Raw genomic sequence first — 23,505 nt, forward strand, 5'->3', positions numbered from 1 at the left:
CATGGCTGTGAAGATCTCGAAGAACGTGTGGATCGGTGGGGGTGTCGCCGGGGTCGCAGTGCTGGCTGTCGGTGTGGGGTGGGCGCTTGCGTGGCCTGGGGGCGATGCGGACGCGTCGCCCGCGGTGCGGGTGACGGTGACCGCGGAGTCCACGGACGTGGCTCCCATCGTCGCGACCGCTGGAGCGGAGGCCGCGGCCGACCCCATCGAGGTGGTCGTGGATCCGGACGGCATCGCGGACGACGAGTACCCGGAGGCCGCGCCGGCCAGGACGGACCCGAACGAGTACGAGGGCAGCGAGTTCGAGTACTACGCCACGAAGGTCGAGTACCCCGATGCGCTTGTGATGGAGGACTGGGTGTGGGACCTCGTCGGCGCGGGATGGTCCATGGCGTTGGTGTCCGGAGTGGCGGACGGGTATCACGACTCGTATGTGCAGCCACCGGCGGTGCTGTATCTGGTGAGTCCCGAAGACGTCTACTTCGAGGTAGCTCGGCTCCCCGACGAGATCGCCGGCGGCGCGCAGATCGTGTCGTGGGATGAGGACGACGGCTGGATCCGGCTCGGCTGGTGGGAGGGGTCGAGCAGCGCGCGATTCGACTACCTCACCGGCGCATGGGAGGAGATCGTGTTCGTTTCCTACGGAGAGACCGCCTGGCACAACGGGTTCACGGCCGCCAACGCTGAGGGCGATGAACTCTGGGACGCCTACTCTTTCGGCGGACGGAAGTACTACCGCTGGGACGCGGACTCCGAGGCGTGGTCCGCGTCCGCGCTCGTTGACAAGGGTTCGGAGATGCGCGCTATCGCGACCTCGTCCGATGGTGATCGGGTGCTCGTCTCTCTGGAGGATGACCAGGGAGCCACGACCGGTGAGGTGTACCTCTACACCCTTTCGAGCGACGAGGTTGAGTCGTACACAGTGCCACTGTTCGTCCAGTTGTACGAGGCTGCACGAACGGGACAGTTCGCGGACTCAGCGGCTGAAGGGACCCGCTGGGGCTGGGGAAGCCTGACGGGTGCGTGGGTCGACGACACCGCCGTGCGCATCTTCTCCTCCTCAGGTGTAGCGATCGAACTTGATACGACGACCGGTGAGAGCGTCGAAGTGGCCGAGGGCGTCGAGATCGAGACCGTTGGCTCTGAGACCCGGGTGGGTTGGGGAGAGGCCACGGGGCTCCGTGTCTGGGACTGTGGCTGCTGAGGGGATGACATGGCTGTGAAGGTCTCGAGGAATGTGTGGGTCGGCGGGGGCGTCGCCGGGCTGGCGGTGCTGGCTGTCGGTGTGGGGTGGGCGCTTGCGGGGCCTGGGGGTGATGCGGATGCGTCGCCCGAGGTGAAGGTGACGGTGACGGCGGCGGCGCCCGCCGCATCGTCCTCCCCCGAGCCGAGCGCGAGCGCGACCGTCGATCCCTATGCGGATGATCTGGACGGGATCTTGGACGACGAGTATCCGGCGGAGGCCGCGGCGCGGACCGACCCGAATGCGGACATCGAGGGCGCGACCACGATCGCCTATCCCGACGCGCTCGTGATGGAGGACTGGGTGTGGGACCGCGTCGGCGACGGATGGGGCGTCGTGGCAGCGTCCGCTGACACCGACTGGGCGGACGGGTGGGTGCAGCCCGCAGCGGTGGTGTACCTGGTCAGCCCGGAGGGCGTGTACTTCGAGGTCGGCGAGCTGCCGGAGGCGAAGTGGGCGTACGCCCGCGTGGTCTCGTGGGTCGAGGACGAGGAATACGTCCGAGTGCGGTCGAGCGGAGGTTCGTTCAGGTATGACCTGCGGACCGGCGCGACGGAGGACCTGCAGTTCGCCGTGTACGGCGCCAACTCCGATTGGACGGGCTTCGTCGCTGCGGATGCCGAGGGCAACGAGTTGTGGCGCGCGACCTCTGAGAACGGCACCAAGCACTACCGGTGGGATGCGGCGACTGGGGAATGGGCCGCGTCGATTCTCGTGGACGCCTATCCGGATTTCGCCTCCGACTGGTACTTCTTCAGCACCTGGTGCGCGGTCTCGGGCGACGGCGAGCTTGTCGCGCTGAGAGACCCCTCCAGTTCAGAGACCGTCGTCGTGTATGACCTCGGACAGGACACCGCTGAGGCGGTCGACGTTGCTGTGGGGCGGGAGTCCGACATGACCGCCTTCTTCCGCGACCGCACCCTCGTGGTCCAGTTCCGAGACCAGGACCTGAACACGGTCGCGGTGATGACCTATGACGTCGACTCGGGAGTGCTCACCGAGCTCGACGAGGTGCCTGACCTGACTGACGAGGACGGTCAGTTCGCGGTGGGTTGGCACACGGCGACCGATAACAGCGTGACGTATTTCGAGGAGCGCTGAGGGGGATGACATGGCTGTGAAGATCTCGAGAAATGTGTGGATCGGCGGGGTTGTCGCCGGGGTGGCGGTGTTGGCTGTCGGCGTCGGGTGGGCGCTTGCGGGGCCCGGGGGCGATGCGGACGCGTCGCCCGAGGTGAAGGTGACGGTGACGGCGGCGGCGCCCGTCGCATCGTCCTCCCCCGAGCCGAGCGTGAGCGAGACCGTCGATCCCTATGCGGACGACCTGGACGGGATCCTGGACGACGAGTATCCGGAGGCGGCGCCGACGCGGGACGATCCGAACTCGGACCAGTCGAGCGGTACCCACATCGCCTATCCCCAGGCCCTCGTGATGGAGGACTGGGTGTGGGACCGGGTGGGACCGGGCTGGGAGGTCGAGGTGGTGTCAACCCGGTGGTATCCCTTCGAGGACGAGGGCTGGGTGCAGCCCGCCGCAGTGGTCTACCTCGTCAGTCCGGAGGACGTTCGCTTTGATCTCGGCGCGCTTCCCGAGCGAATGTGGGACCAGGCCCGCGTCGTCTCGTGGGTCGAGGACGACGACTACATCCGTGTGACGTGGAGCGACGGCGACGACAGCGGACGCTTCGACCTGCGCGACGGAACCTCCGACGACATCGTCTTCGCGGCCTACGGCTCCGACGCGACCCGGAACGCCTTCGTCGCGGCCGACGCCGAGGGAAACGAGCTGTGGAGCGCGACGTCGGAGAACGGGACCAAGCTCTACCGCTGGGACGCGGCCCGGGCCGCGTGGGCGGCGGCCTCCGTGGTCGAGGACTACCCGGAGGCGACGGCGTGGTGGGATGGGATCGCTTGGACCACGATCGCCTCGGCGGACGGCGAGTCCGTGCTGCTGTTCGACGAGGACGCCGAAGGGACGCTGACCGGCGACTTCCTGGTCTATGACCTTGCCTCCGACACGGCGGCGGCGTTCACCGCAACGGCGTTCGCGGGCCTTGACTGGTACACCGCCGACCTGGCGATCGTCGACGGTGCCGTGGTCATGAGGGCGTACCGGGACTCTGGTGACGTGATGCTGAGCTACGCCATCGCCGATGGCACCCTCAGCGAGCTGTCCAAAGCCGACTGGAACGACGCCTGGAACGACGATTCGTCCCAGGGGACCGAGTGGGACGGGACCGTGGGCTACGGCGAGGCAACGAACCCAGGCGTGACATTCTGGACCTGCGGCTGCTAGGGAGGCAGAGGGTGAAATCGATCGTCGGAACGGGGCTTGGGGTCGCGGCCGCGCTCGCGCTCGCGGCCTGCACCTCGGGCACCGATGATGCGACGCCTTCCCCCAGCGCCTCCGCGACGGTCGAGTCCGTGGTTCCGACGGCAGAGGCCGAGGCCAGCGTGACGACGGAGCCCGGCTCCTCGGCGACCGCCGACGCGTCTCCCTCGGCCACTGCGTCGGAGACGCCCGACGTCGGTTTCGCACCGACGAGCCTGGGCTCGCGGTCCTACGAGTACCCGGTCGAGCAGGTCACGTTCTTCTTCACCTACTCCGCGGCGACCGTCGCGCAGGATGGCGACGCCACCGATGTCCGCGTGAAGTTCGTCATGACGTACGACGAGGGCTCCGAGTCGGTAGCGCCGGGCCAGTGGGCCGACGAGGCGGTCCTGCTCATCGTGGACGCGCCGCTCGACGGGACCTACCCGGTGAGGGTGGACGGCTCGGTCGCGGCGTACGCCTACCCGCTCGCGACCACCGACTGGGAATCGCTCGGCGGCATGCTGGCGCCGGGCGACTCCACGACCTGGAGCACGACCGTGTCCGTCCCGAACGAGGTCGTCGACGCGGCGACGGGCGTCGCCGAGGCCAGCGGCAGCCTGGTCGAGAGCCTCGGGCCGGGCGACCAGCTGTGGGAGACCGACATGATCAACGGCCTGTCCGACTGACTTTCGGGAGCGTGCCGGGTCGAGCGCGCGACCCAGGCCGTCAGCGAACGCGGCGTCAGCGCACGCGTGGTCAGACGCCGGGCGGCAGGGGCGGCCCGTCGACGTACTCGTCGGGCGCCTTCTCCTCCTCGATCGCCGCCGGACGCGCGGGAAGTGTGTCCCGGCGGATCCACCACGCCACCGCAAGCGCGAGCACGGCCACCGAGGCGGCCGCCCACGTCATGACGTCCATGCCGGCCGTGTGGCCCGAGACGTCGATCCCGCGGCCCGCGATCCACGCGCCGAGCGCGACGCCCGCACCCATGCCGATGCGCACCCACGCCATGCCCTCGGTGAGCTGCTCCTGCGACACGACGCGCTGGACGACGGTGTCGGCCGAGGCGAGCAGGGGCGCCACCGTCGCGCCCGCGAAGAAGCCGATCGCGGCGTACGCCCACAGCGAGGGCATCTGACCAAGCGCGGCGAAGCCGATCGCGAACAGCACGCTGACCGCCACGACGCGCGCCCACAGCGGCGTGCGCCAGCGGCGCGCGCCGTAGAGCAGGCCGCCGGTAAAGGATCCGGCGGAGAGCACGCCGAGCACGAGGCCGCCGATCGCGGCATAGCCCACGTCCTCAGCGAAGGCGACGGTCGTGATGTCCACCGCGCCGAACGTCACGCCGACGCCGATCGTCAGCACCGAGATCGCGGCGACGGCCGCTGGCACCTTGAGCCCGAGCCCCGTCGTGCCCGCGGCGCCGCGCGCGGGCGGCTCGGTCGAGGTCTGGGAGAGCAGCCACGTCATGCCGACGAGGAGGGCGGTCACGGCGACGAGGATGCCCGCCGCAGGGTGGACCGTCGTCGCGAGGATCGTCACGAGTGTCGGACCCAGGATGAACAGGATCTCGTCGAGCGCGCCCTCGAGCGAGAAGGCGGAGTGGATCTCGTCGTCCGTCTTGAGCAGGTGCGACCAGCGGGCGCGCGTGAGCGAGCCGAGCGGGCCCGACAGCGACGCGAGGATCACCCCGATCCACAGGATCGGCTCGGGGCCGCGCATGAGCGCTGTGACCAGGACGATCGCCGCGCCCACCACGGAGATCGCAGTGAGCGGCCACATCGCCTTGCGCTGGCCCACGCGGTCCACCCAGCGCGCAGTCGGCACCGACTGCGCGGCCCACGCGATCACGCCGACCGCGGCGACGCGGCCCGACATCTCCCAGCTGCCGTACGTGCCCTCGATGAGCAGGATGACGGAGAGGTTGAGCATCGACGTCGGGAAGCGGGACAGCAGCCCGGCGAGGGCGAAGGCGAGCGCGCCCGGGTGGGCGAGCAGCGAGCGATACGTGGTGAGCACCAGCGCATCGTCTCACCTCTCGGGGGTGTCCTCCTGCGCCGGGCCGTCGTTCGGTGCCGCCGGGGGGTCCTCTGGCCCGAGCGTGCCGATGCGGCTCTCGTGGTTCGCGTCCGGTTCGGGAAGGCTCGTGCGGCGCCGCGCGCGGACGTCCTGGAGCACGAGGAAGGTCGCGCCGCCGATGATCACGATCGCCGCCAGGACGATGCCGCCCCAGGTCAGGATGGGCGTCCAGTAGATCTGGCTCCGGTCGGAGGCGACGATGCGGATCTCGTCGGGGTCGAGCAGGTTCTCGAGCGTGAGGGTCGCGGTGCGCCCCTCGGCCGTGCCCTCAGGGGCCTCGGTCACGAGGCCGGGGAACGTGAAGCTCACCGAGACCTCGACCGCGTTGCCCAGCAGGGCCATGTTCGCGGCGGTGAGCCCCAGGGACGAGGCGTCGCGGGCCTCGTCGGCGGGGATGGTCACCACGAACTCGCCGTCGGTGTGCTCGATGGTGCCGGACAGGCCGACCCCGGCTCCCGCCGTTGCGTTGGCCTCGTCGAACACCTCGAGCGGCAGGTCGGTGAGGGTGAGCTCGACGCCGACGAGCTCGCCGTCGTCGTAGGGGGCGAGGTCGACCTGACCGGGGTACGCGTCCTCGAGCGCCGCGAGCTCGTCGCTGCCCGCGAGCTCGTCGTAGAGCGCGGACGGGTCCAGGGAGTCGAGGGAGAAGCCCTCCATCGCGTCGTCGCCGGACGCGTCGTCCTGGTCGTCAAGCTCCTCGCCGAGGTCGCCGAGGCCCTCGCCCAGCCCCGAGGCGAGCCCCGACCCGAGCTGGTCCCCGATGTCAGGGGCGAGCGCGATCACGAGGTGCTGATCGAAGGTGTCGTCCGCGCGCAGCTCGGTCGCGGAGTCGACGCGCACGCACCCGGCGAGCGCGAGCATCATCGCGCCGGCCGCCACCCATGTGCGGAGACGACGCGGCCGGGACACCCGTGGGAGAACATGCATTCCCCCAGTGTCTCTCAACACGTGGGCGTCCCGGCCGTGGTCGATCGGGTCAGTCCTTCTTCTCGTCGCCGTCCTCGTCGGCCGCGGGGGCCTCGTCCTCGTCGCTCGTGGGAAGGACCTCGGTCGTCGTGGCGTCGGCCTCGGACTCCTCGGCCGCAGCCTCCTCAACCGCGACTGCCTCGGCCTCCGCCGGCTCGTCCGCGACGGCATCGTCCGCGACCGCATCGTCCGTGGACTCCGTCGCCGACGACTCCTCAGCCACGGCATCGTCCCCCTTGCGCACGGGCTCGAACGGCTCGTCCTCGACGTCGGGGATCACGACGGTCTCGGCCACATCGGTGGCCTCCTCCTCGGATCCGCCCTCGGGCAGCATCGACGGCGCGGCGGGCTCCGCGGGCTCCATGGCGGTGGCCTCGTCGGCGGCCGCGGCCTCGACGGCCTTCTTCTTGCCCGAGCGGTTGACGAGCACGAGCACGACGACGGCGACAGCCACGACGGCCACGACCGCGATCGCGACGAAGATCATCCACATCGGGAAGTCGGAGCCCTCGGTCGCGCCACCGCGAGCCTCGAGCGACTCCGGCGGGTCCAGCAGGTCCCACGTGACCGTGTGCTTGTCCTCGCTGAGCTCGCCGTTGGTCTCGGTGATCTCGCCGGGGAACGTGATGGACATCGTCATCTCGGCGCCGTCCATGCCCTCGGTCATGTCGTCCTCGCTCGAGGAGTACGGGCCGGAGACGACGAACTCGTCGCCCTCGCGCGTGATCGCCACGCCCTCGGTGTCGTCCTCGAGCGAGAAGCCCGCGAGGTCCTCGCCCTCGAACGTGATGGTCTTGCCGACCCAGTCGTCCTCCGTGAAGTCGCTCAGCACGCCGTTGGCGTACTCCGACGCGTCGATGTCGCCGAACAGGCTCTCGAGGAGCTCCTCGTCGGAGTACGTCGTCTCGTCGTCCGACATGAGGTCGCCCGAGCCCTCGGCGATCGCGTAGGTGATGCTGCCATCCACGGTGTCGTCGGGCTGGAGGACCAGCTCGAAGTCGACCTTGATGCAGCCGGTCAGTGCAAGCGTGGCGAACAGGGCGACCGCGATGGCCTTCCCTGCGCGCGTGAGTGTCGCGTTCATGCCGCAACGATCCCACACGCGGGTGCGCGTGCGATAGGGCGCCTACCGCTTGGCGAGCACCCTCTCGCCGATCAGCGCGTACGCGGTCACGCCGAGGAAGGCGACGCCGAGCACCAGGCCGACGCCCCACAGCACGAGGGTCGGGTGCGAGGTGAGGTTGAGGTCGATGTCGAGGCCGAAGAACCCGCTCGGGGCCGCGTCGGCGGCGACGATCTCCCACGCGGTGTAGCCCTGGGCCTGCGTGAAGTCGGTGACGACCACGGTGTTCGGGTCGTCGGGGTCGATCTCGCCGACCGTGGTGGACTCGACCGGGCCGGGGAACGTGTAGCGCTGCTCGATCTCGATGCCGGCCGCCGCGATGTCCTCGGCGGAGAGGTCGGCGAGGGAGCCGTCGGCCTCCGCGTCGCTCGAGGGCGTCGACGTCAGGGTGATCGTCCCGCCGATGTGGCTGTAGGTCTGGGTGGCGCCGGTGCCGTCGTCCTCGCTGGCCAGGAGCGTGGACATGTCGAGCGGGTCGATCCCCGTGGCGGTGAGCGAGGCCCCGACCCACTCGTCCGTCTCGTACGGCTCGATCGTGACCTTGCCCGCGAGCTTCTCGTCCTCCTCGACGTCGCCCGTGAGCTGCTCGGTGAGCGACTCCTGGGTCATGCCGGACTCCTCGAGGAACTCGCGGCTGAAGGCCACGGTGGCCTCGAGGTCGACGGTGTCGTCGGCATGGAAGGTCGCGGTCGACTTCATGGAGTAGCAGCCCGAGAGCGAGGCCGCGGCGGCGACAGCGAGAACGAGCGCCCCCAGGCGCCTGCGGGTGCGATTCAGCATGGTCTTTCCCCCCTCGACGTGCCGACCACCCCCTGGTCGGCTGTCGGAACCTTAGCAGTGTCGAGTCACTCGGTGTCGAGACCTTCGGCGGGGGTTGCGGCTGAGGTCAGGCCCGCGGCTCAGGCCCGCGGCTCAGGCCTGCTGTTCAGGCCTGCGGCGGCTCCTGCTCCTGCGGAGCCTCGGGCGCGGGCTCGAACGTGGCGGCGTCAGGGCCGGCGGCGACAGGGGCGGCTACCGGAGCAGGCGCAACCGGCACATCCTCCATGTCGGGGTCCGAGCCCGTGCCGCGCGACCGCAGCGCGACGATCGCGCCCGCCGCGAGGATCGCGGCCAGCACCGCGCCGCCCGCGGCCCACATCCACCAGGCGATCCCGGAGGAGGTGCCGTCCGAGGCGACGATCGTCCAGTCGGTCAGGCCGAAGGTCTCCTCGAAGTCGTCGATGACGACGGTGTTCGGGTCCTCGGGGTCGATGTAGCCGATCGTGGTCGACTCGACGGGGCCGGGGAACGTGTGGCGCACCTCGAAGTCGAGGAAGGCCGCGAAGTCGCTGATGTCCATGCCGTACGCCTCGAGCTCTGCGGCGGCGTCCTCCTGCTCGGCGAGCGCCTCCTCGGAGCTGAGCGAGGAGACCGTGATCGAGCCGTCGCCGTAGGTGATGGTGGACGCCGGCGTGTAGGCGGCGCTGTCCGAGGTCTCGAAGGCGGCGAGCTGCTCCTCCGTCGCGCCCTCGACGGTCATGATGATCCCCGCGAGGCCGTCCTCGGCGTAGGGCTCGATCGTGAAGATGTCGGTGAGGCCCTCGACGTCGGTGAACTCGGACGTCGTGTCGTCCACCATGTCCTCCGCGGTCATGCCGGAGTCCTCGAGGAGGCTCTCCTCCATCGCGACGATCATCGTCATGTCCATCGTGCCGTCGGCGTGATACGTCGTGGAGGTGCTCATCGTGTAGCAGCCGGACAACGCGAGCGCGGCGGTGATGGTCAGAACGAGCGCGCCCAGGCGGCGGCGAACATGGCGAGTCATGGAGATCCCCTCAACTGCGTGGGCCCACCCCGAGCCCGCGTGCCGAAACGCTAGCAGGGCCGCGTCCCCCAGTGCCAGGGTTTTCGTGCCCGTGCTCGTGCCAGGACCTTCGGGTGAAGGCGCCTAGCGCTTGCGGACGAAGCCGAGGTAGCCGGCCACCGCGACCACGAGGACCAGCGCGCCGCCGGTCGGGAGCAGCCAGGCGGGAAGCGTTCCCTCGGACTCGACCGTCGTGAGCGCGTTGACCTGGAGCTCGTCGACCGACGCGAGGATCTCCGCGTCCCACGTCACGACGGTGCCGTCGACGTACGCGTTGGCCTCCTGGATCGTGCCGGGCGAGGTGAGCGTGACGGTCGAGGAGCCGGCGACGTCCTCGACCGCGATCGCGACGTAGAGCTCGTCGTCCGCGGCGAGGGCGAAGCCCGTCTGATAGGCGTCGTCGCCGGTGAGCTCGTACGTGATGTCCACGAGCACGAGGTCGTCGGTCACGGTGGCCACGGCCGTGCCGGTGGAGTCCTCGGAGTCCGCGAGCTGCTCGTCCATGTACTCCTGCGTCGTGCCGTCCCATGCGACGTACTCCGCGAGGTAGGCGTCGAAGGCCTCGCGCGGGTAGGCGGTCTCGCTCACCCAGGTCGCGGTGCCATCGGCGTGCAGGTCGATGTCGGTGCGGCCGTCGACGCATTCAGAGTCGGACGCGTCGATCGACGACGCGTCGCACGTGTCGGGGAAGCCGTATCCGGACGTCGCCGCGCTCGGCGAGCCAGACGCCGCATCCGCAGGGGTGTCGGCCGCGGCCGCTGGCGCGAGCGTGAGCGACGCGACGGCGAGCAGGAGCGAGGCGGTGGCGGAGCGCATGGGGACAGCCTAGGAGCCGCGCGCGGGCGCTCCCGACGAGGAACCCCCATGCGCCGGAGATGGCGACACGCCGTGTCATTGGTCCCATCGGAAGCGGCCAGGCGTCTGTGTACCGTCTGCATGTCCATAAGGGGGGCCATGAACAACCGCACTACGATCTCTGCCGCTGTCGCGGCCATGTCCATCGCAGCGACTCTGTCCGGGTGCACGGGCGGCGACGACGCGACAGAGCAGACCACCGTCGAGGCGTCGTACGCCTCGGGCGTGAACTACAACTACTCCTTCGACGCCTCGGGCAAGGCCGACTACCAGGTCTCGTTGATCGCGTACAACGACACGGACGAGACCATCGCCGCATCCGACCTCGAGCCGATCACGCTCTACCTGCTGCTCGACGCGAAGGTCGACGGGTCCGAGGCGTACACCGACCCGGACGACGGCGCCACGTACTACGCCGTCCCGGTGCTCGACTCCGATTGGGGAGACCTGAGGGGTGGCGCGTGGTACTCGGTCGAGGGCCTCGTGAGTTTCGCGGACTACGGCACCACCGAGGACCACTACATCGACTTCCGCATCGCGGCGACCGCCGACGGGGCCGCGGGTATCGCGACGTTCGACGGATTCGGCGGCGAGCCCTGGCCGGTCGACTACCCGTACAACGTCATCGACTTCTACTCCAACGTGCCGCCGGAATCGTTCGGTGAGGACGCCACGGGCGACTGGGAGTACGTGGTGGACATCCCGGACCAGAACACCGTGGAGGTCTCCTTCCCCGTCGCTGACATCAGCGGAGCGAATGAGGAGGGCTCGTTCGTGATCTACGTGATCCTCACCGCCGAGGTCGACGGCTCCACCCCGCTGTACGACGACGGCACGCTCGTGGGCTACATGTATCCGGTGACCGAGCCGCTCAACTCCATGCTCCTGGAGGCCTACGCGGCCGACGCCGACCAGGGCGGTACGACGATCTCCACGACCATCGGCGACGGGTCGGACGACATCAGCCTCGCGGACATGGTCGTCGGGGAGGCCCTGTGGGGCAACGACGTCACCGAGCTCATCGACTTCGGTGACGAGGGCGCGGACGCCCAGCTCGACGAGGGCTTCATGTCGTACGGCACGGGAGGGCTCACACCGATCGGGGACTAACCGCGCCTCCCGCGCGCTCGCTCGCGAGCCTCCGGCTCCCGAGCGGCCGGCTCCCGAGCGGCCGTCAAGCGCCCTGCGCGCCTCAGCCCTCGAGCGCCTCCGACACGACCTCGCGGGCCTGCGCCTGGACCTCGCCCAGGTGCGACTCCGAGACGAACGACTCCGCGTAGATCTTGTAGACGTCCTCGGTGCCGGACGGGCGCGCGGCGAACCACGCATCGTCCGTGGTGACCTTGAGGCCGCCGATCTTCGCGCCGTTGCCGGGCGCGGCCGTGAGCTTGGCCGTGATGTCCTGGCCGGCGAGCGTGGTCGCGGGGACCTGCTCGGGCGACAGCGCGCCCAGCTTGGCCTTCTCCTCCTTGGTGGCAGCCGCATCGACCCTCGCGTACCAGGACTCGCCGAGGCGGTCGGTGAGGCCCTGGTGCAGGGCGGACGGCGACTTGCCGGTCGTGGCGATGATCTCCGACGCGAGCAGCGACAGGATCAGGCCGTCCTTGTCGGTCGACCACACGCGGCCGTCGCGGCGCAGGAACGAGGCTCCCGCGGACTCCTCGCCGCCGAACGCGATGTCGCCGCTGAGCAGCCCGGGCACGAAGTACTTGAAGCCGACCGGCACCTCGACGACCTCGCGGCCGAGGTCCTTGCCGACGCGGTCGATGAGGCTCGAGGACACGAGCGTCTTGCCGATGCGGGCGCCCGCGGGCCACTGGGGACGCGCGCCGCCGTAGAGGTAGGAGATCGCGGCGGCAAGGTAGTGGTTGGGGTTCATGAGGCCGCCGTCGCGCGTGACGATGCCGTGGCGGTCAGAGTCCGCGTCGTTGCCGGTCGCGACGTCGTACGGGCTGTCGGCGCCAGCCATGAGGGTCCTCAGCGAGGCCATCGCGGACGGCGACGAGCAGTCCATGCGGATCTTGCCGTCCCAGTCGAGCGTCATGAAGGACCACGCCGGGTCGACCTTGGGGTTGACGACGGTGAGGTCGAGCTTGAACTCCTCGCCAATCGCGCCCCAGTAGTCGACGGCCGCGCCACCGAGCGGGTCCGCGCCGATGCGCACGCCCGCCTTCGCGATCGCGTCGAGGTCGATCACGCTCGGCAGGTGCTCGAGGTAGAGGTCGAGGAAGTCGAAGCCCTTGGTGGTGTCCGCTGCCTGGGCCTTCTTGAGCTGGAAGCGGGGCACCTGCTTCCAGCCGCCCGCGAGCAGCTCGTTCGCGCGGTTCGCGATCCAGCCGGTCGCGTCGGAGTCGGCGGGGCCGCCGTGGGGCGGGTTGTACTTGAAGCCGCCGTCGCGCGGGGGGTTGTGGGAGGGGGTGATGACGATGCCGTCGGCCAGGCCCTTGCCCGAGGTGCGCAGGCCCGCGTCGGACACCGCGCCGTTCTCGACGAGGATCGCGAGCGAGATCGCGGGGGTCGGCGTGAAGCCGTCGCGCGCATCGATCCGCACCTCGACGCCCGCGGCGGCGAGCACCTCGAGCGCGGTCTCCTGCGCGGGGCCCGACAGCGCGTGCGTGTCCTTGCCCATGAACAGCGGGCCGTCGACGCCCTCGTTCCGGCGGTACTCGACGATCGCCGCGGTGATCGCGACGATGTGCGCCTCATTGAACGCCGTGTCGAAGGCCGAGCCGCGGTGCCCGGACGTGCCGAAGGCCACCCGCTGCGCCGGGACCGTGGGGTCCGGCACCAGGTCGTAGTACGCCCCGAGCAGGGCGTCGACGTCGATCAGGTCCTCGGGAAGGGCAACTGTGCCAGCGCGCTCATGCATGCGGTCCAGTCTGGCAGGATCGCGCCGCCATGTCTCGGGTGGGCACGCCACGTTCATGGACGATGCAGGGGCCAGGTCGGCGGCGAGGTCGGGTCGTGCTCGCCGCCGCGCGCGCTCGGGCCCGTGCGCGGCACTACCCTTGGACACCATGGCGAAGAAGAACCGCGTCCCGTTCGTTCCCCGTCCCTTCGAGGGCCTGCCCGGAGAGGTCGACCTCGTCGCGATGCGCGAGATCGTGCCCGCCGCCTCGGCGCCCGCGAAGCTGACGGCCGAGTTCGGTGGGGACGACCTCCTGCTCGTGACCGTCCTGCCCCTGGACCGCCCCGCGATGCGTCGCAAGGACGGCCTGCTGCTCGTCGCGATGCGCGGCGCCGGCGCCTCGGGCGACCCGTCGCGCGACATCGCCGCGGCGATCCTCGCGTCCAAGGACCTCGAGGAGGGCGACCTGCTGCCGCAGCTCGGCAACCTCGAGGCCGGCCCGCGCCTCCAGGACATCCTCGACACGTCCGTGGCGTGGGAGGTCACCGTCTCCGACGGCTACGACTTCTGGCTGCCCGAGGGCGAGAAGGACCGCGAGGTCCAGGCGGCGCTCGAGCAGGCGAACGAGGGCATCTTCCCCACCGTCAAGCTCGCGTCCGTCGACGGCGCCTACTGGTGCCGCATGGGCGCCCGCGAGTACCTGCGCTGGGGCCAGTCCGTGGATGAGGAGAAGCTGCTCGACGCCCTCGCCCGCCTGCAGGCCAAGCGCGAGACCGCGATCGAGGAGGGCACCAAGCTGCTCGGCGCGTTCCGCGCGTGCGGCCTTCAGATCCCCGTGTGGGAGATGGTCGCGGGCACCGAGCCCGAGGAGCTCGAGAAGCCGGTGGCGGCCTTCGCGCCCAAGCTGGCCGAGGCGCTCGCGGACGACTCGCCGCTCACCGCGGACGAGCGTCGCGCTCGCGCGGGCCTCGTCTCGCGTCAGGTCACCATCCGCTGACGCATCGGGCCTGGGTCGGGGCCCTGTGAGGGTCCCGACAACTAGGTCACAGGTTCTTCATCAGAAGGTAAAAGGGAGTTTGCGTGGGCCCGCGCAGTCGCTACGCTGAGTCCGTGGCTGCTGCATCCCCGTCGAAGGTGGCCGGCTCCTCTGGCAAGAGGTCGCCGCGCCGCCGCCCGGGCGCGTCGCGCTCGGGCACTCCCGCACCCCTGACCCAGGGGTGCGCCGCGCTGGTCGTCGCCCACAATCAGGCCCGCCGGATCGCCGCCACCGTGCGTGCGGCCGCGGCCATCCCCGGCGTCGACATGGTGCTCGTGGTGGACGACGGCTCGACGGACAACACGCAGGACCTCGCGCGCAACTCCGGCGCCGTCGTGGTGCGCCACCCGCACCCGCGCGGGCGCAGCGCCGCGACCGAGACCGGGGCCGCCGTCATCGCGATGCGCGACGACCCGAGCATGCCCCCGCGCACGCTGCTGCTGCTCGACGGCCGCCTGGGCAACCAGGCGATCGGCGCCGCGCCGCTCGTACCCGCCGTGAGCGAGGGCGTGTGCGACATGGCGATCGCTCTCACCGCTGGCGGCGCGGATGCTCTCGGCCTCAGCACCAAGGCGTCGCGCAAGGCCATCAAGCGCTCCTCGAACTGGGAGTCCAAGCAGCCGATGAGCTCGATCCGCTGCATGACGCGCAAGGCGTTCGAGGCGTGCCTGCCGCTCGCGCGCGGCTCGGGCCTCGAGCCGGCGATGACGCTCGACGTGCTCCACGCGGGCCTCACCGTCACCGAGGTCGAGTGCGAGATCGCGGGCAACTCCCGCTCCGGCGTGGGCAAGACCCTGCCGGGCCGCGCGAACCAGTACCGCGACGTGCTCATGGCGATCGGCGCGCGACGCATGCGCCTGTCGAAGCCCGGAGGCGACGAGGAGGACGACGAGTGACCCTGCCCCGCTACGCTTACCTGGGTCCCGCCGGCACCTTCACCGAGGCCGCGCTGCGCGCGATGGTGCCCGCCGGCTCCGCCGAGCACGTGCCGATGGTCGACGTCCCGTCGGCGCTCGCGGCCGTGCGCTCGGGCGAGGTCGACTACGCCGTCGTCGCGATGGAGAACTCCGTCGAGGGCGGCGTGACCGCGACGCTCGACACGCTCGCCGAGGGCGAGCCGCTCGTCATCCTCGGCGAGGTGGTCCTCCCGATCTCGTTCGAGCTCGTCGCGCGCCCCGGCACGCGGCTCGAGGACGTCGCGCGCGTCTCCGCGCATTCGCACGGCCTCAACCAGTGCCGCCGCTGGATCGCCGAGAACCTGCCCGGCGTCGTCCAGGTCCCCGCGCCCTCCAACGCGGCCGCCGCCGTCGCGCTCGCGGACGGGTCGACCGAGATCGACGCCGCGCTCGCCCCGCCCGGCGTCGCGGAGAGCCTCGGGCTCGAGGTCCTCGTCGACGGCGTGAGCGACCGCGACTCGTCCCGCACCCGCTTCGTCCGCATCGGCCGCCCCGGCCCGGCGCCGCTGCCGACCGGCGCCGACAAGACGACCCTCGTCGTGCACCTGCCGAGCGACAGGGCGGGCGCCCTGCTCGAGATGCTTGAGCAGTTCTCGGTGCGCGGTGTGAACCTCAGCCGCATCGAGTCGCGCCCGCGGGGCGACAAGCCCGGCGAGTATTCGTTCTCGATGGACGCGATGGGCCACATCGCCGAGGCGCGCGTCTCCGAGGCGCTCATCGGCCTCAAGCGCACGTGCCCCGTCGTCCTGTTCCTCGGCTCCTACCCGGCCTTCCACGGCGAGGTGACGCCCGTCGAGTCCGAGAACACCGACACGTCGTTCGCCGCGGCGCGCGACTGGGTCGAGGCCCTCAAGGACGGGCGGGCGTAGAGCCTACCCCTCGAGCGCGTGCGTGTGTGCGCTGTCGAGCCGCCGCGCGCGCACCAGCTCCCACACGAGCGGGAGCAGCAGGACCGCGCCCGCGATCGACAGCCCGTCGTAGCCCCACGCGGCCAGCGCCACGCCGGACAGCGCCCCCGCGGACGCGCCCGCGATGCCCATCGTGAGGTCGGCGACGCCCTGCACGTCGGTGGGGCTCGCGGTGCCCTCGTGCGACAGGACGGAGACGAGCGTCGCGGCGGCGATCGTGGCCGCTGACCAGCCGAGGCCGATCAGCACGAGCCCGGCGGTCGCGAAGCCCTCGGCGTGGCCGTGCATCCCGCCCGCGGCGTCGATCCGTCCCGACACTGCGGTCAGCCCCGCGCCGATCAGCAGCAGCGAGGCGCCCACGCCCACGGCGGCCCACGGCCCGAGCCGGTCGGTCATCCACCCGAACACGGGCGCGAGCGCGTACATCCCCGCGACGTGCGCGCTGATGACGATGCCGATGAACGTGAGCGTCGAGCCGTGGCCGTGCAGGTGCACGCTCGACATCGCCATGATCCCGACCATCACGGCGTGCCCCGTGGCCATCGCGGTGAGCCCCAGGCGACCCGACGGGTGAGCCCACAGGTCGGCGAGCGTGCGGACGATGCTGCGGGCGGCGGGAGGGGCGACGGGCCTGGGGTCGCGCAGCAGCAGGGCGATGCCGATCGCCGCGAGCGCGAGCGACGCGACCGCGAACAGCCACGGTCCGGCCAGCGCGGTCACCCCGAGTGCCTCGCCGAGCTTGGTGCCGGGGGACAGCAGGTTCGGGCCGGCCACCGCGCCGACCGCCGACGCCCACACGACGACGCTCAGCACGCGGCCGCGCAGCGAGTCCGGCACGCCGTCGGTCGCGGCGAAGCGCGCCTGGAGCCCGGCCGCCATCCCGCCGCCCGTGATCAGCATGCCGACCAGGAGCAGGGGCAGCACCCGCATCGTCCCTGCGGCGAAGGCGAGTGCGGCCCCGACCGCCGCGAGACCGTAGCCCGTCGTGAGCGCGACCCGGCGACCGCGTCGTCCGGCGAGGCGGGCCAGGGGCACTGCGGCGAGCGCGGAGCCGAGCACCATCGCCGTCTGCGGCAGTCCCGACCACGCGGCGGTGCCCGCGATCTCCTCGGCGAGCAGCGCGCCCACCGAGACGCCCGCCGCGACGCCGATGCCCGCGACGAGCTGCGTGGTCGCGAGCGTCGCGAGGCGGGGCCGGTCGAGGCGAGGCGCGCCGTCGTCGGAGGGCGCTGGGGACGCGTCGGTCATGGGTCCTTCCGGGGCAGGAGGGAGGGCGCGAGGTCAGTCGTCGGAGGCGTCGCCCTTGGCCTCGCCTGACTCCTCCGCGGCCTCCTCGGCGGTCGGCTTCTCAGCCGAGGCGGGCTTGTTGCCCGGCGGGACGCGGAGCTTGAGGGCGCCGGGCTGCACGAACGCGTGCACCTTGGAGGCGCGACCGAGCGACTCGCCGTCGACCTGCACCTTCTGCGGCTGCTCCATCTCGATGTCGAACTGCTTGCCGCGCACGTGGTCGATGCGCGACGTGTTCAGCACGCGCAGCAGGCTCGTGTCCTTGAGGCCCGCGCCCTGAGCCATGACCTGGCCGAACAGCTCGGTCCAGCCGACCAGGCCGCCGCGCGCGTCGAGCGTCGCGATGTCGAGGTGCCCGTCGTCCATGGTCGCGTCGGGCACGAGCGTGATTCCGCCGGGAAGCTGGCCGATGTTCGCCATGAGGACGGTGCGCATCGTGCTCTCGACCTGCTCGCCGCCATCGACGGACACGCGCGCCTTCATGCGCTTCTCCCCGAGGTGCCGGATCGCGGCGAAGAAGTAGGCGAACCAGCCGAGGCGCTTCTTGAGGCCCTCGTCGGCGCCCGCGACCATCTCCGCGTCGAAGCCGGCACCCGCGATGACGAGGAACAGGTGACGTCCGTCGTCGCCCTGGCCGGGCGCGCGGGAGACGTCCATCCACCCCACATCGACCGTGCGCTCGTCGCCCTCGAGGACGGTGCGCAGGAGCGACTGGGTCTCGCCGAGAGGCAGGTCGAGGTTGCGTGCGAACAGGTTGCCGGTGCCCATGGGCAGGATGCCCATCGGCACGTCCGAGCCGGCCAGTGCCTGCGCGACCGCGCGCACCGTGCCGTCGCCGCCGATCGCGACCACGAGGTCGGCGCCGCTCTCTAGCGCCTGCTTCGCCTGGCCCGTGCCGGGATCGTCGGCCGTCGTGTAGAACCACATCGGCTGCGGCAGGTAGCGGATCGAGCAGGCCCTGAGCGCCTGCTCGCGCAGCTCCTCGATCCCCGGCTTCGTGGGGTTCGCGATGAACGCCACCTGCTCGTTGCCCGCGCGCGGCGCGCTGAACGGGGTCATGGCCGACGGGAGAGGCTCGATCTTCAGGACACGGCGCCACATCCGCGGCACGGCCATGGGATCACGCGAGCCGATGCGGCGCGTGATGACGACGGTGAGCGACAGCGAGGCCGTCGCGAGGACGACGGCGACGGCCGCGAGGACAAGGGCCACCATGCCTTGAGCCTAGGCCCACGCGGATAGACTCGCCTGCATGATCGACCTCAAGCTCCTCCGTGCCGAGCCCGACGTCGTCCGGCAGTCGCAGATCGCCCGTGGCGACGACCCCGCGATCGTGGACCAGGTCCTCGAGGCCGACGCGGCCAACCGCGCCGCCCTCCAGGAGTTCGAGGTCGCGCGCGCCGAGCAGAAGTCCCTCGGCAAGCTCGTCGCCCAGGCCAAGGGCGAGGAGAAGCAGGAGCTTCTCGCGCGCACCAAGGAGCTGTCCGCTCGCGTGAAGCAGCTCCAGGCCGACGCCGACGCCGCCTCGGCCAAGGCCGTCGAGCTCGCGTGGTCGCTCGGCAACATCCCCGAGCCCGGCGTCCCGGCTGGCGGCGAGGACGACTACGCGGTGCTGCGCCACGTCGGCACCCCGCGCGACTTCGCGGCCGAGGGCGTCGAGGTGCAGGACCACCTCGCGATCGGCGAGGGCCTCAAGGCGATCGACATGGAGCGCGGCGCGAAGGTGTCGGGCTCGCGCTTCTACTTCCTGACCGGCATCGGCGCGCGCCTCGAGCTCGCGATCCTCAACGCCGCGATGGCGACCGCGATCGACCACGGCTTCTCGCCGATGATCACGCCGACCCTGGTGCGTCCCGAGTCGATGTCCGGCACGGGCTTCCTGGGCAAGCACGCCGAGGAGATCTACTACCTCGAGCGCGACGACCTGTACCTGGTCGGCACGTCGGAGGTCGCGCTCGCGGGCTACCACTCGGACGAGATCCTCGACCTGTCCGACGGCGCCCTGCGCTACGCGGGTTGGAGCGCGTGCTACCGCCGCGAGGCCGGATCGGCAGGCCGCGACACCCGCGGCATCATCCGCGTCCACCAATTCCACAAGGTAGAGATGTACGCCTACTGCCGCCCCGAGGACGCCGCCGAGGAGCACGCCCGCTTCCTGGCCGCCGAGGAGTACATGCTCCAGGCCCTCGAGCTCCCGTACCGCGTGATCGACACGGCCGCCGGCGACCTCGGCATGAGCGCCGCCCGCAAGTTCGACTGCGAGGCGTGGCTGCCGAGCCAGGAGCGGTGGATGGAGGTCACCTCGACCTCGAACACCACGACGTATCAGGCGCGCCGTCTCAAGATCCGCGAGAAGGGCGAGAAGGGCACCGAGCCCGTCGCGACCGTCAACGGCACGATCGGCACGACGCGCTGGCTCGTCGCGCTGCTCGAGAACCACCAGCAGGCCGACGGCTCGGTCTACGTGCCCGAGATCCTTCGCCCGTACCTGGGCGGCGAGGAGTACCTCAAGCCCGTCGTCTGACCCGGCGAGCGCCGCATCGTCCGTCCGTCCCGGGCGAGTGCAGCATCGTCTGTGCCTCCTGGAATCGCATGGCGCCCGGTTGTGCCGCGATTCTCGGCCCTGGTGCGATTCCAGGGCGCACCGGCCCGGCACGGCGGGTGGGGAGGAATTCACCGGCCCGTCGCCTCGCTGGCGTAGGGTGCCACGCATGACGCGCGACCCGGCGACCCTGCGCCCTCCCCTCGACCGCGACGCCTGGCGTCTGGTCGGGCTCGACATCGACGGCACCCTCATGCACTGGGGTGGGGACATCTCCGACGCCGTGGTCGAGGCGGTCTCCAAGGTCCGCATGTGCCGCAGCCATGTGATCCTCGCGACCGGTCGCACCATCATCGGGACGATGCCGGTGCTCGAGCGGCTCGGGATCCGTCGCGGGTGGGCGGTGTGCGCGAACGGCGCCGTCACCGTGAAGCTCAACCCGCAGAGCCCCGGCGGCTACGACATCGTCGAGACCACGACCTTCGATCCCACGGCCGCGCTCGACCTCATCCGTCGGGAGATGCCCGATGCTTTCTTCGCGGTCGAGGACCTCGGCGTGGGCTTCCGCGTGAACCGCGAGTTCCCCATGGGCGAGCTCGACGGACGCCAGATCGTCGTCGACTCGTTCGAGGAGCTCGCGTCGCAGGAGGTGACCCGTGTCGTCATCCGCAAGCCCGACGCGGACGTGAGCCACTTCGACGACCTGGTCCACCGCATCGGCCTCAACGACGTGACGTACGCCGTCGGCTACTCCGCGTGGCTCGACCTCACGCCGCCCAACGTCACCAAGGCCTCGGCGCTCGAGGCGCTGCGTCGCCAGCTGGGCGTGTACCCGGACCACACGGTCGCGGTGGGAGACGGCAACAACGACATCGACATGCTCAAGTGGGCGGGCACTTCGGCCGCGATGGGCAACGCCCCCGAGGCGGTGTGCGCGGTCGCCGACCAGGTCGTCGGCTCGGTCGACGAGGACGGCGTGCTCGAGGTGCTCGAGCCCCTGATCGACCCGGAGCGGCTCGCGGTCCTCTGATCGGATGCCGGCCTCACCCGGCCCCCGCATCGTCCCCCGACGCGCTCGCGTGTCGGCCCTGAGATTGGTTCAGACTGTCGGGGGTGATCGGGTCGGGCGACTTCTCGTGACGTAGCCCCTGGTGCGTGGCTAGTCTGGCCGCATGACGTGGCTGACCTCCGACGCTCACCGCCGCTGGCTCGAGAGCGAGACCGACCGGCTGCTCCACTTCGGCCGCGAGAGCCGCGACGCGAGGGGCGGGTTCGGCTACCTCGATGCGTCGGGCGCGATCGATCCCGACCGCGACGTCGAGCTGTGGATCACGTGCCGCATGACCCACGTGTACGCGCTCGGGGCACTGCTGGGCAGGCCCGGCTGCACCGCGTACGTCGACCACGGCGTCGACGCTCTGCTGGGGCGCCTGCGCGACGAGGAGCACGGCGGGTGGTTCGCCGCGATCGGCGCGGACGGCCCCACGAACACGGCGAAGGAGGCCTACGGCCATGCCTTCGTCATCCTCGCCGCTGCCTCGGCCGCCGCGATCGGCAGGCCCGGCGCGATGGGGCTGCTCGAGGCCGCCGTCGCGGTCCACACCGAGCGCTTCTGGGATGACGAGGCGGGCATGAGCCGCGAGTCGTTCTCGCGCGATTGGTCCGACGAGGAGGACTACCGCGGGGTCAACGCCAACATGCACACCGTCGAGGCCTACCTCGCTGCCTCCGACGTGCTCGGCGACCGCGAGCTGCTCGACCGCGCCGCCCGCATCACGACCCGAGTGATCGACGGCTTCGGCCGCGCGAACGGGTGGCGGCTGCCCGAGCACTTCGACCGCGACTGGAACCCGCTGCTCGACTACAACGAGGACGAGCCCGCGCACCCGTTCCGCCCCTACGGAGCCACGGTCGGTCATGCGCTCGAGTGGTCGCGGCTGATCGTGCAGTGCGCCTCGTCCCTCCAGCAGACCGGGCGCGCGGCCCCCGACTGGATGGTCCCGGCCGCGCGCGAGCTCTACGCCGCGGCGGTGCGCGACGGGTGGCACGTCGACGGGCACTCGGGCTTCGTCTACACGACCGACTGGGAGGGCGCCCCCGTCGTGCGCGAGCGCATGCACTGGGTCGTCGCCGAGGCCGTGGGCGCCGCCGCCGTGCTCTGGCGCGCCACCAAGGCTGCGGAGTACACCGAGCAGTACCAGCAGTGGTGGGACTTCATCGGCGAGCACCTCATCGACGTGGACCAGGGCTCGTGGCATCACGAGCTGTCGACGGCGAACGAGCCGTCGGCGACGGTCTGGGCCGGCAAGCCCGACCTCTATCACGCGCTCCAGGCCACGCTCCTGCCGCGCCTGCCCGCCTCGCCCGCGCTCGCGGCCTCGCTCGCTGCGGGGAATCTCGACCGCGCGTAGCCGTACCGCCCTTCGCGGGCGCCACGGGCGGACGCGCGCGGCACGCGGACGATGCGGGTGCCGGGTCGCGTCGGGTCGCGAGGCTACGTGGTCAGCACGAGTGAGCCGGTGACCCCGCCGGCCTCGAGCATCGTGTGCGCCGCCGCAGCGTCGGCCAGCGGGAACGTCGCGTGCACGAGCGGTCGCACGCGGTCCGGCACGAGCGGCCACACCGTGCGCTCGACGTCCGCGACGATCGCCGCGCGCTCTTCGAGCGGCCGCGCGCGCAGGGTCGTGCCGATCACCCGTGCCCGCTTCGCCAGCAGCATCCCGAGATCGAGCTCGCCGCGCGAACCCTTCTGCATGCCGATCACGACGAGCCGTCCATCAGTCGCGAGCGCGCGCAGGTTCGGTTCGAGGTAGGCCGCCCCGACGACGTCCAGGATCACATCGGCGCCGCCTCGCGCCGCGACCTCGGTCGCCCAGTCCTCGGTGCGATAGTCGAACGCCGCCTCCGCCCCGAGCTCGACGCAGCGGTCCGCGCGGTCGCGGCCGCCGGCGGTCGCCAGGACGCGCATGCCCAGCGCCGCGCCGAGCTGCACCGCGATCGATCCCACGCCGCCGAGCCCGCCATGCACGAGCAGGGTCTCGCCCGCCTGCGCGGTGGCTTCGCGCAGGTTCGACAGCGCGGTGCACGCCGCCTCGACGAGGGCCGCGGCCTCGCTCATCGACAGTCCCGCCGGGACCGGGAGGGTGAGCGACTCGTGGACCGCGACCTTCTCCGCGTAGCCACCGCCGGGAAGGAGCGCGCAGACGCGGTCGCCTACGCGTCGTGCGGTCACTCCCTCGCCGACTGCCGAGACCGTGCCCGCGACCTCCAGGCCGGGCCACTCGGGTGCGCCCGGCGGCGAGGGGTAGTGGCCCTTGCGCTGAAGCACGTCCGCACGATTGACACCGGATGCTTCAACGCCGATGATGACCTCTCCGGGTCGCGACGAAGGGTCCGGAACGGTGGCTTGCCTGAGCACCTCTGGCCCTCCGGCCGCAGCGCAGCGGGTGACATTCATCACACTCTCCGGCCCTGTCCCGTCATAGTGACGACGGTATAGCGTCTC

General features: G+C 71.2%; 21 protein-coding genes. 11 read left to right on the plus strand and 10 right to left on the minus strand.

All coding sequences use genetic code 11. The features are described 5' to 3' along the window. Nucleotide 1 precedes the first annotated feature (1 nt). The 4 genes from B7K23_RS04730 to B7K23_RS15665 are packed head-to-tail and all read left to right on the plus strand — an operon-like array spanning nt 2 to nt 4,243. A complete protein-coding gene (locus B7K23_RS04730; protein WP_084125230.1) occupies nt 2-1,204 on the plus strand; it encodes a hypothetical protein in 1,203 nt (400 codons plus the stop codon). 9 nt (nt 1,205-1,213) lie between these two features. Next, entirely contained in the window at nt 1,214-2,344 is a 1,131-nt protein-coding gene (locus B7K23_RS04735) for a hypothetical protein (protein WP_143338088.1), read from the plus strand. A gap of 10 nt (nt 2,345-2,354) precedes the next feature. Further along, complete coding sequence (locus B7K23_RS04740) at nt 2,355-3,539, plus strand: hypothetical protein (RefSeq protein WP_084125232.1); 1,185 nt, start codon at nt 2,355-2,357, stop codon at nt 3,537-3,539. A gap of 11 nt (nt 3,540-3,550) precedes the next feature. Further along, a complete protein-coding gene (locus B7K23_RS15665) occupies nt 3,551-4,243 on the plus strand; it encodes a hypothetical protein (protein ID WP_084125233.1) in 693 nt (230 codons plus the stop codon). A gap of 70 nt (nt 4,244-4,313) precedes the next feature. On the opposite strand, the gene B7K23_RS04750 is transcribed toward B7K23_RS15665, so the two are convergent. From B7K23_RS04750 to B7K23_RS04775, 6 genes are all read right to left on the minus strand, one after another. Then, complete coding sequence (locus B7K23_RS04750) at nt 4,314-5,576, minus strand: MFS transporter (protein ID WP_084125234.1); 1,263 nt, start codon at nt 5,574-5,576, stop codon at nt 4,314-4,316. A gap of 12 nt (nt 5,577-5,588) precedes the next feature. After that, nucleotides 5,589-6,563, minus strand: a complete 975-nt coding sequence (locus tag B7K23_RS04755) for an LppM family (lipo)protein (RefSeq protein ID WP_143338089.1) — start codon at nt 6,561-6,563, stop codon at nt 5,589-5,591. A gap of 49 nt (nt 6,564-6,612) precedes the next feature. Beyond that, a complete protein-coding gene (locus tag B7K23_RS04760; RefSeq protein ID WP_084125236.1) occupies nt 6,613-7,686 on the minus strand; it encodes an LppM family (lipo)protein in 1,074 nt (357 codons plus the stop codon). A 42-nt stretch (nt 7,687-7,728) separates the two neighbouring features. Further along, entirely contained in the window at nt 7,729-8,505 is a 777-nt protein-coding gene (locus B7K23_RS04765; protein WP_084125237.1) for an LppM family (lipo)protein, read from the minus strand. Nucleotides 8,506-8,650: 145 nt separating this feature from the next. Continuing rightward, nucleotides 8,651-9,529: an LppM family (lipo)protein gene (locus B7K23_RS04770; RefSeq protein WP_084125238.1), complete on the minus strand. Its 879-nt coding sequence runs from the start codon at nt 9,527-9,529 to the stop codon at nt 8,651-8,653. A gap of 123 nt (nt 9,530-9,652) precedes the next feature. Continuing rightward, nucleotides 9,653-10,384 carry a hypothetical protein gene (locus B7K23_RS04775; protein WP_084125239.1) on the minus strand — a complete coding sequence of 244 codons (732 nt, stop codon included), beginning with the start codon at nt 10,382-10,384 and terminating at the stop codon, nt 9,653-9,655. 138 nt (nt 10,385-10,522) lie between these two features. Here B7K23_RS04775 and B7K23_RS15670 point away from each other — a divergent pair, with 138 nt between their 5' ends. Next, nucleotides 10,523-11,533 carry a hypothetical protein gene (locus B7K23_RS15670; RefSeq protein WP_159451313.1) on the plus strand — a complete coding sequence of 337 codons (1,011 nt, stop codon included), beginning with the start codon at nt 10,523-10,525 and terminating at the stop codon, nt 11,531-11,533. 82 nt (nt 11,534-11,615) lie between these two features. Here the strand turns inward: B7K23_RS15670 and pgm are convergent, their stop codons facing one another. Next, nucleotides 11,616-13,292 (minus strand): phosphoglucomutase (alpha-D-glucose-1,6-bisphosphate-dependent), encoded by a 1,677-nt coding sequence (pgm, locus tag B7K23_RS04785; RefSeq protein WP_084125241.1) that lies wholly within the window; start codon nt 13,290-13,292, stop codon nt 11,616-11,618. Between the two features lie 148 nt (nt 13,293-13,440). On the opposite strand from pgm, the gene B7K23_RS04790 reads away from it, so the two are divergent. The 3 genes from B7K23_RS04790 to pheA all read left to right on the plus strand — a co-directional run bounded on the left by B7K23_RS04790 (nt 13,441) and on the right by pheA (nt 16,132). Continuing rightward, a complete protein-coding gene (locus B7K23_RS04790) occupies nt 13,441-14,268 on the plus strand; it encodes a DUF5926 family protein (RefSeq protein ID WP_084125242.1) in 828 nt (275 codons plus the stop codon). Between the two features lie 113 nt (nt 14,269-14,381). Further along, nucleotides 14,382-15,203 carry a glycosyltransferase gene (locus B7K23_RS04795; protein ID WP_234996424.1) on the plus strand — a complete coding sequence of 274 codons (822 nt, stop codon included), beginning with the start codon at nt 14,382-14,384 and terminating at the stop codon, nt 15,201-15,203. After that, on the plus strand, nt 15,200-16,132 hold the full coding sequence (gene pheA / locus B7K23_RS04800) for a prephenate dehydratase (protein ID WP_084125243.1): 933 nt from the start codon (nt 15,200-15,202) through the stop codon (nt 16,130-16,132). Before B7K23_RS04795 ends, pheA begins: the two co-directional genes overlap by 4 nt. A gap of 3 nt (nt 16,133-16,135) precedes the next feature. Here pheA and B7K23_RS04805 read toward each other — a convergent pair whose 3' ends face one another. Both B7K23_RS04805 and B7K23_RS04810 read right to left on the minus strand, forming a co-directional pair. Further along, nucleotides 16,136-17,419 (minus strand): MFS transporter, encoded by a 1,284-nt coding sequence (locus B7K23_RS04805; protein ID WP_084125244.1) that lies wholly within the window; start codon nt 17,417-17,419, stop codon nt 16,136-16,138. A gap of 33 nt (nt 17,420-17,452) precedes the next feature. Continuing rightward, nucleotides 17,453-18,673, minus strand: a complete 1,221-nt coding sequence (locus B7K23_RS04810) for a diacylglycerol kinase family protein (protein ID WP_084125245.1) — start codon at nt 18,671-18,673, stop codon at nt 17,453-17,455. A 37-nt stretch (nt 18,674-18,710) separates the two neighbouring features. On the opposite strand from B7K23_RS04810, the gene serS reads away from it, so the two are divergent. The 3 genes from serS to B7K23_RS04825 all read left to right on the plus strand — a co-directional run bounded on the left by serS (nt 18,711) and on the right by B7K23_RS04825 (nt 22,411). Then, nucleotides 18,711-19,982, plus strand: coding sequence for a serine--tRNA ligase (serS, locus tag B7K23_RS04815; protein WP_084125246.1), 1,272 nt, complete (start codon nt 18,711-18,713; stop codon nt 19,980-19,982). Nucleotides 19,983-20,169: 187 nt separating this feature from the next. Beyond that, nucleotides 20,170-21,030: an HAD family hydrolase gene (locus B7K23_RS04820; RefSeq protein WP_084125247.1), complete on the plus strand. Its 861-nt coding sequence runs from the start codon at nt 20,170-20,172 to the stop codon at nt 21,028-21,030. Between the two features lie 142 nt (nt 21,031-21,172). Then, a complete protein-coding gene (locus B7K23_RS04825) occupies nt 21,173-22,411 on the plus strand; it encodes an AGE family epimerase/isomerase (protein WP_084125248.1) in 1,239 nt (412 codons plus the stop codon). An 83-nt stretch (nt 22,412-22,494) separates the two neighbouring features. Here B7K23_RS04825 and B7K23_RS04830 read toward each other — a convergent pair whose 3' ends face one another. Further along, nucleotides 22,495-23,457, minus strand: a complete 963-nt coding sequence (locus B7K23_RS04830) for an NAD(P)H-quinone oxidoreductase (protein ID WP_084125249.1) — start codon at nt 23,455-23,457, stop codon at nt 22,495-22,497. Nucleotides 23,458-23,505 lie beyond the last annotated feature (48 nt).

It is taken from the genome of Demequina sp. NBRC 110054 (assembly GCF_002090115.1).
Classification (GTDB): domain Bacteria; phylum Actinomycetota; class Actinomycetes; order Actinomycetales; family Demequinaceae; genus Demequina.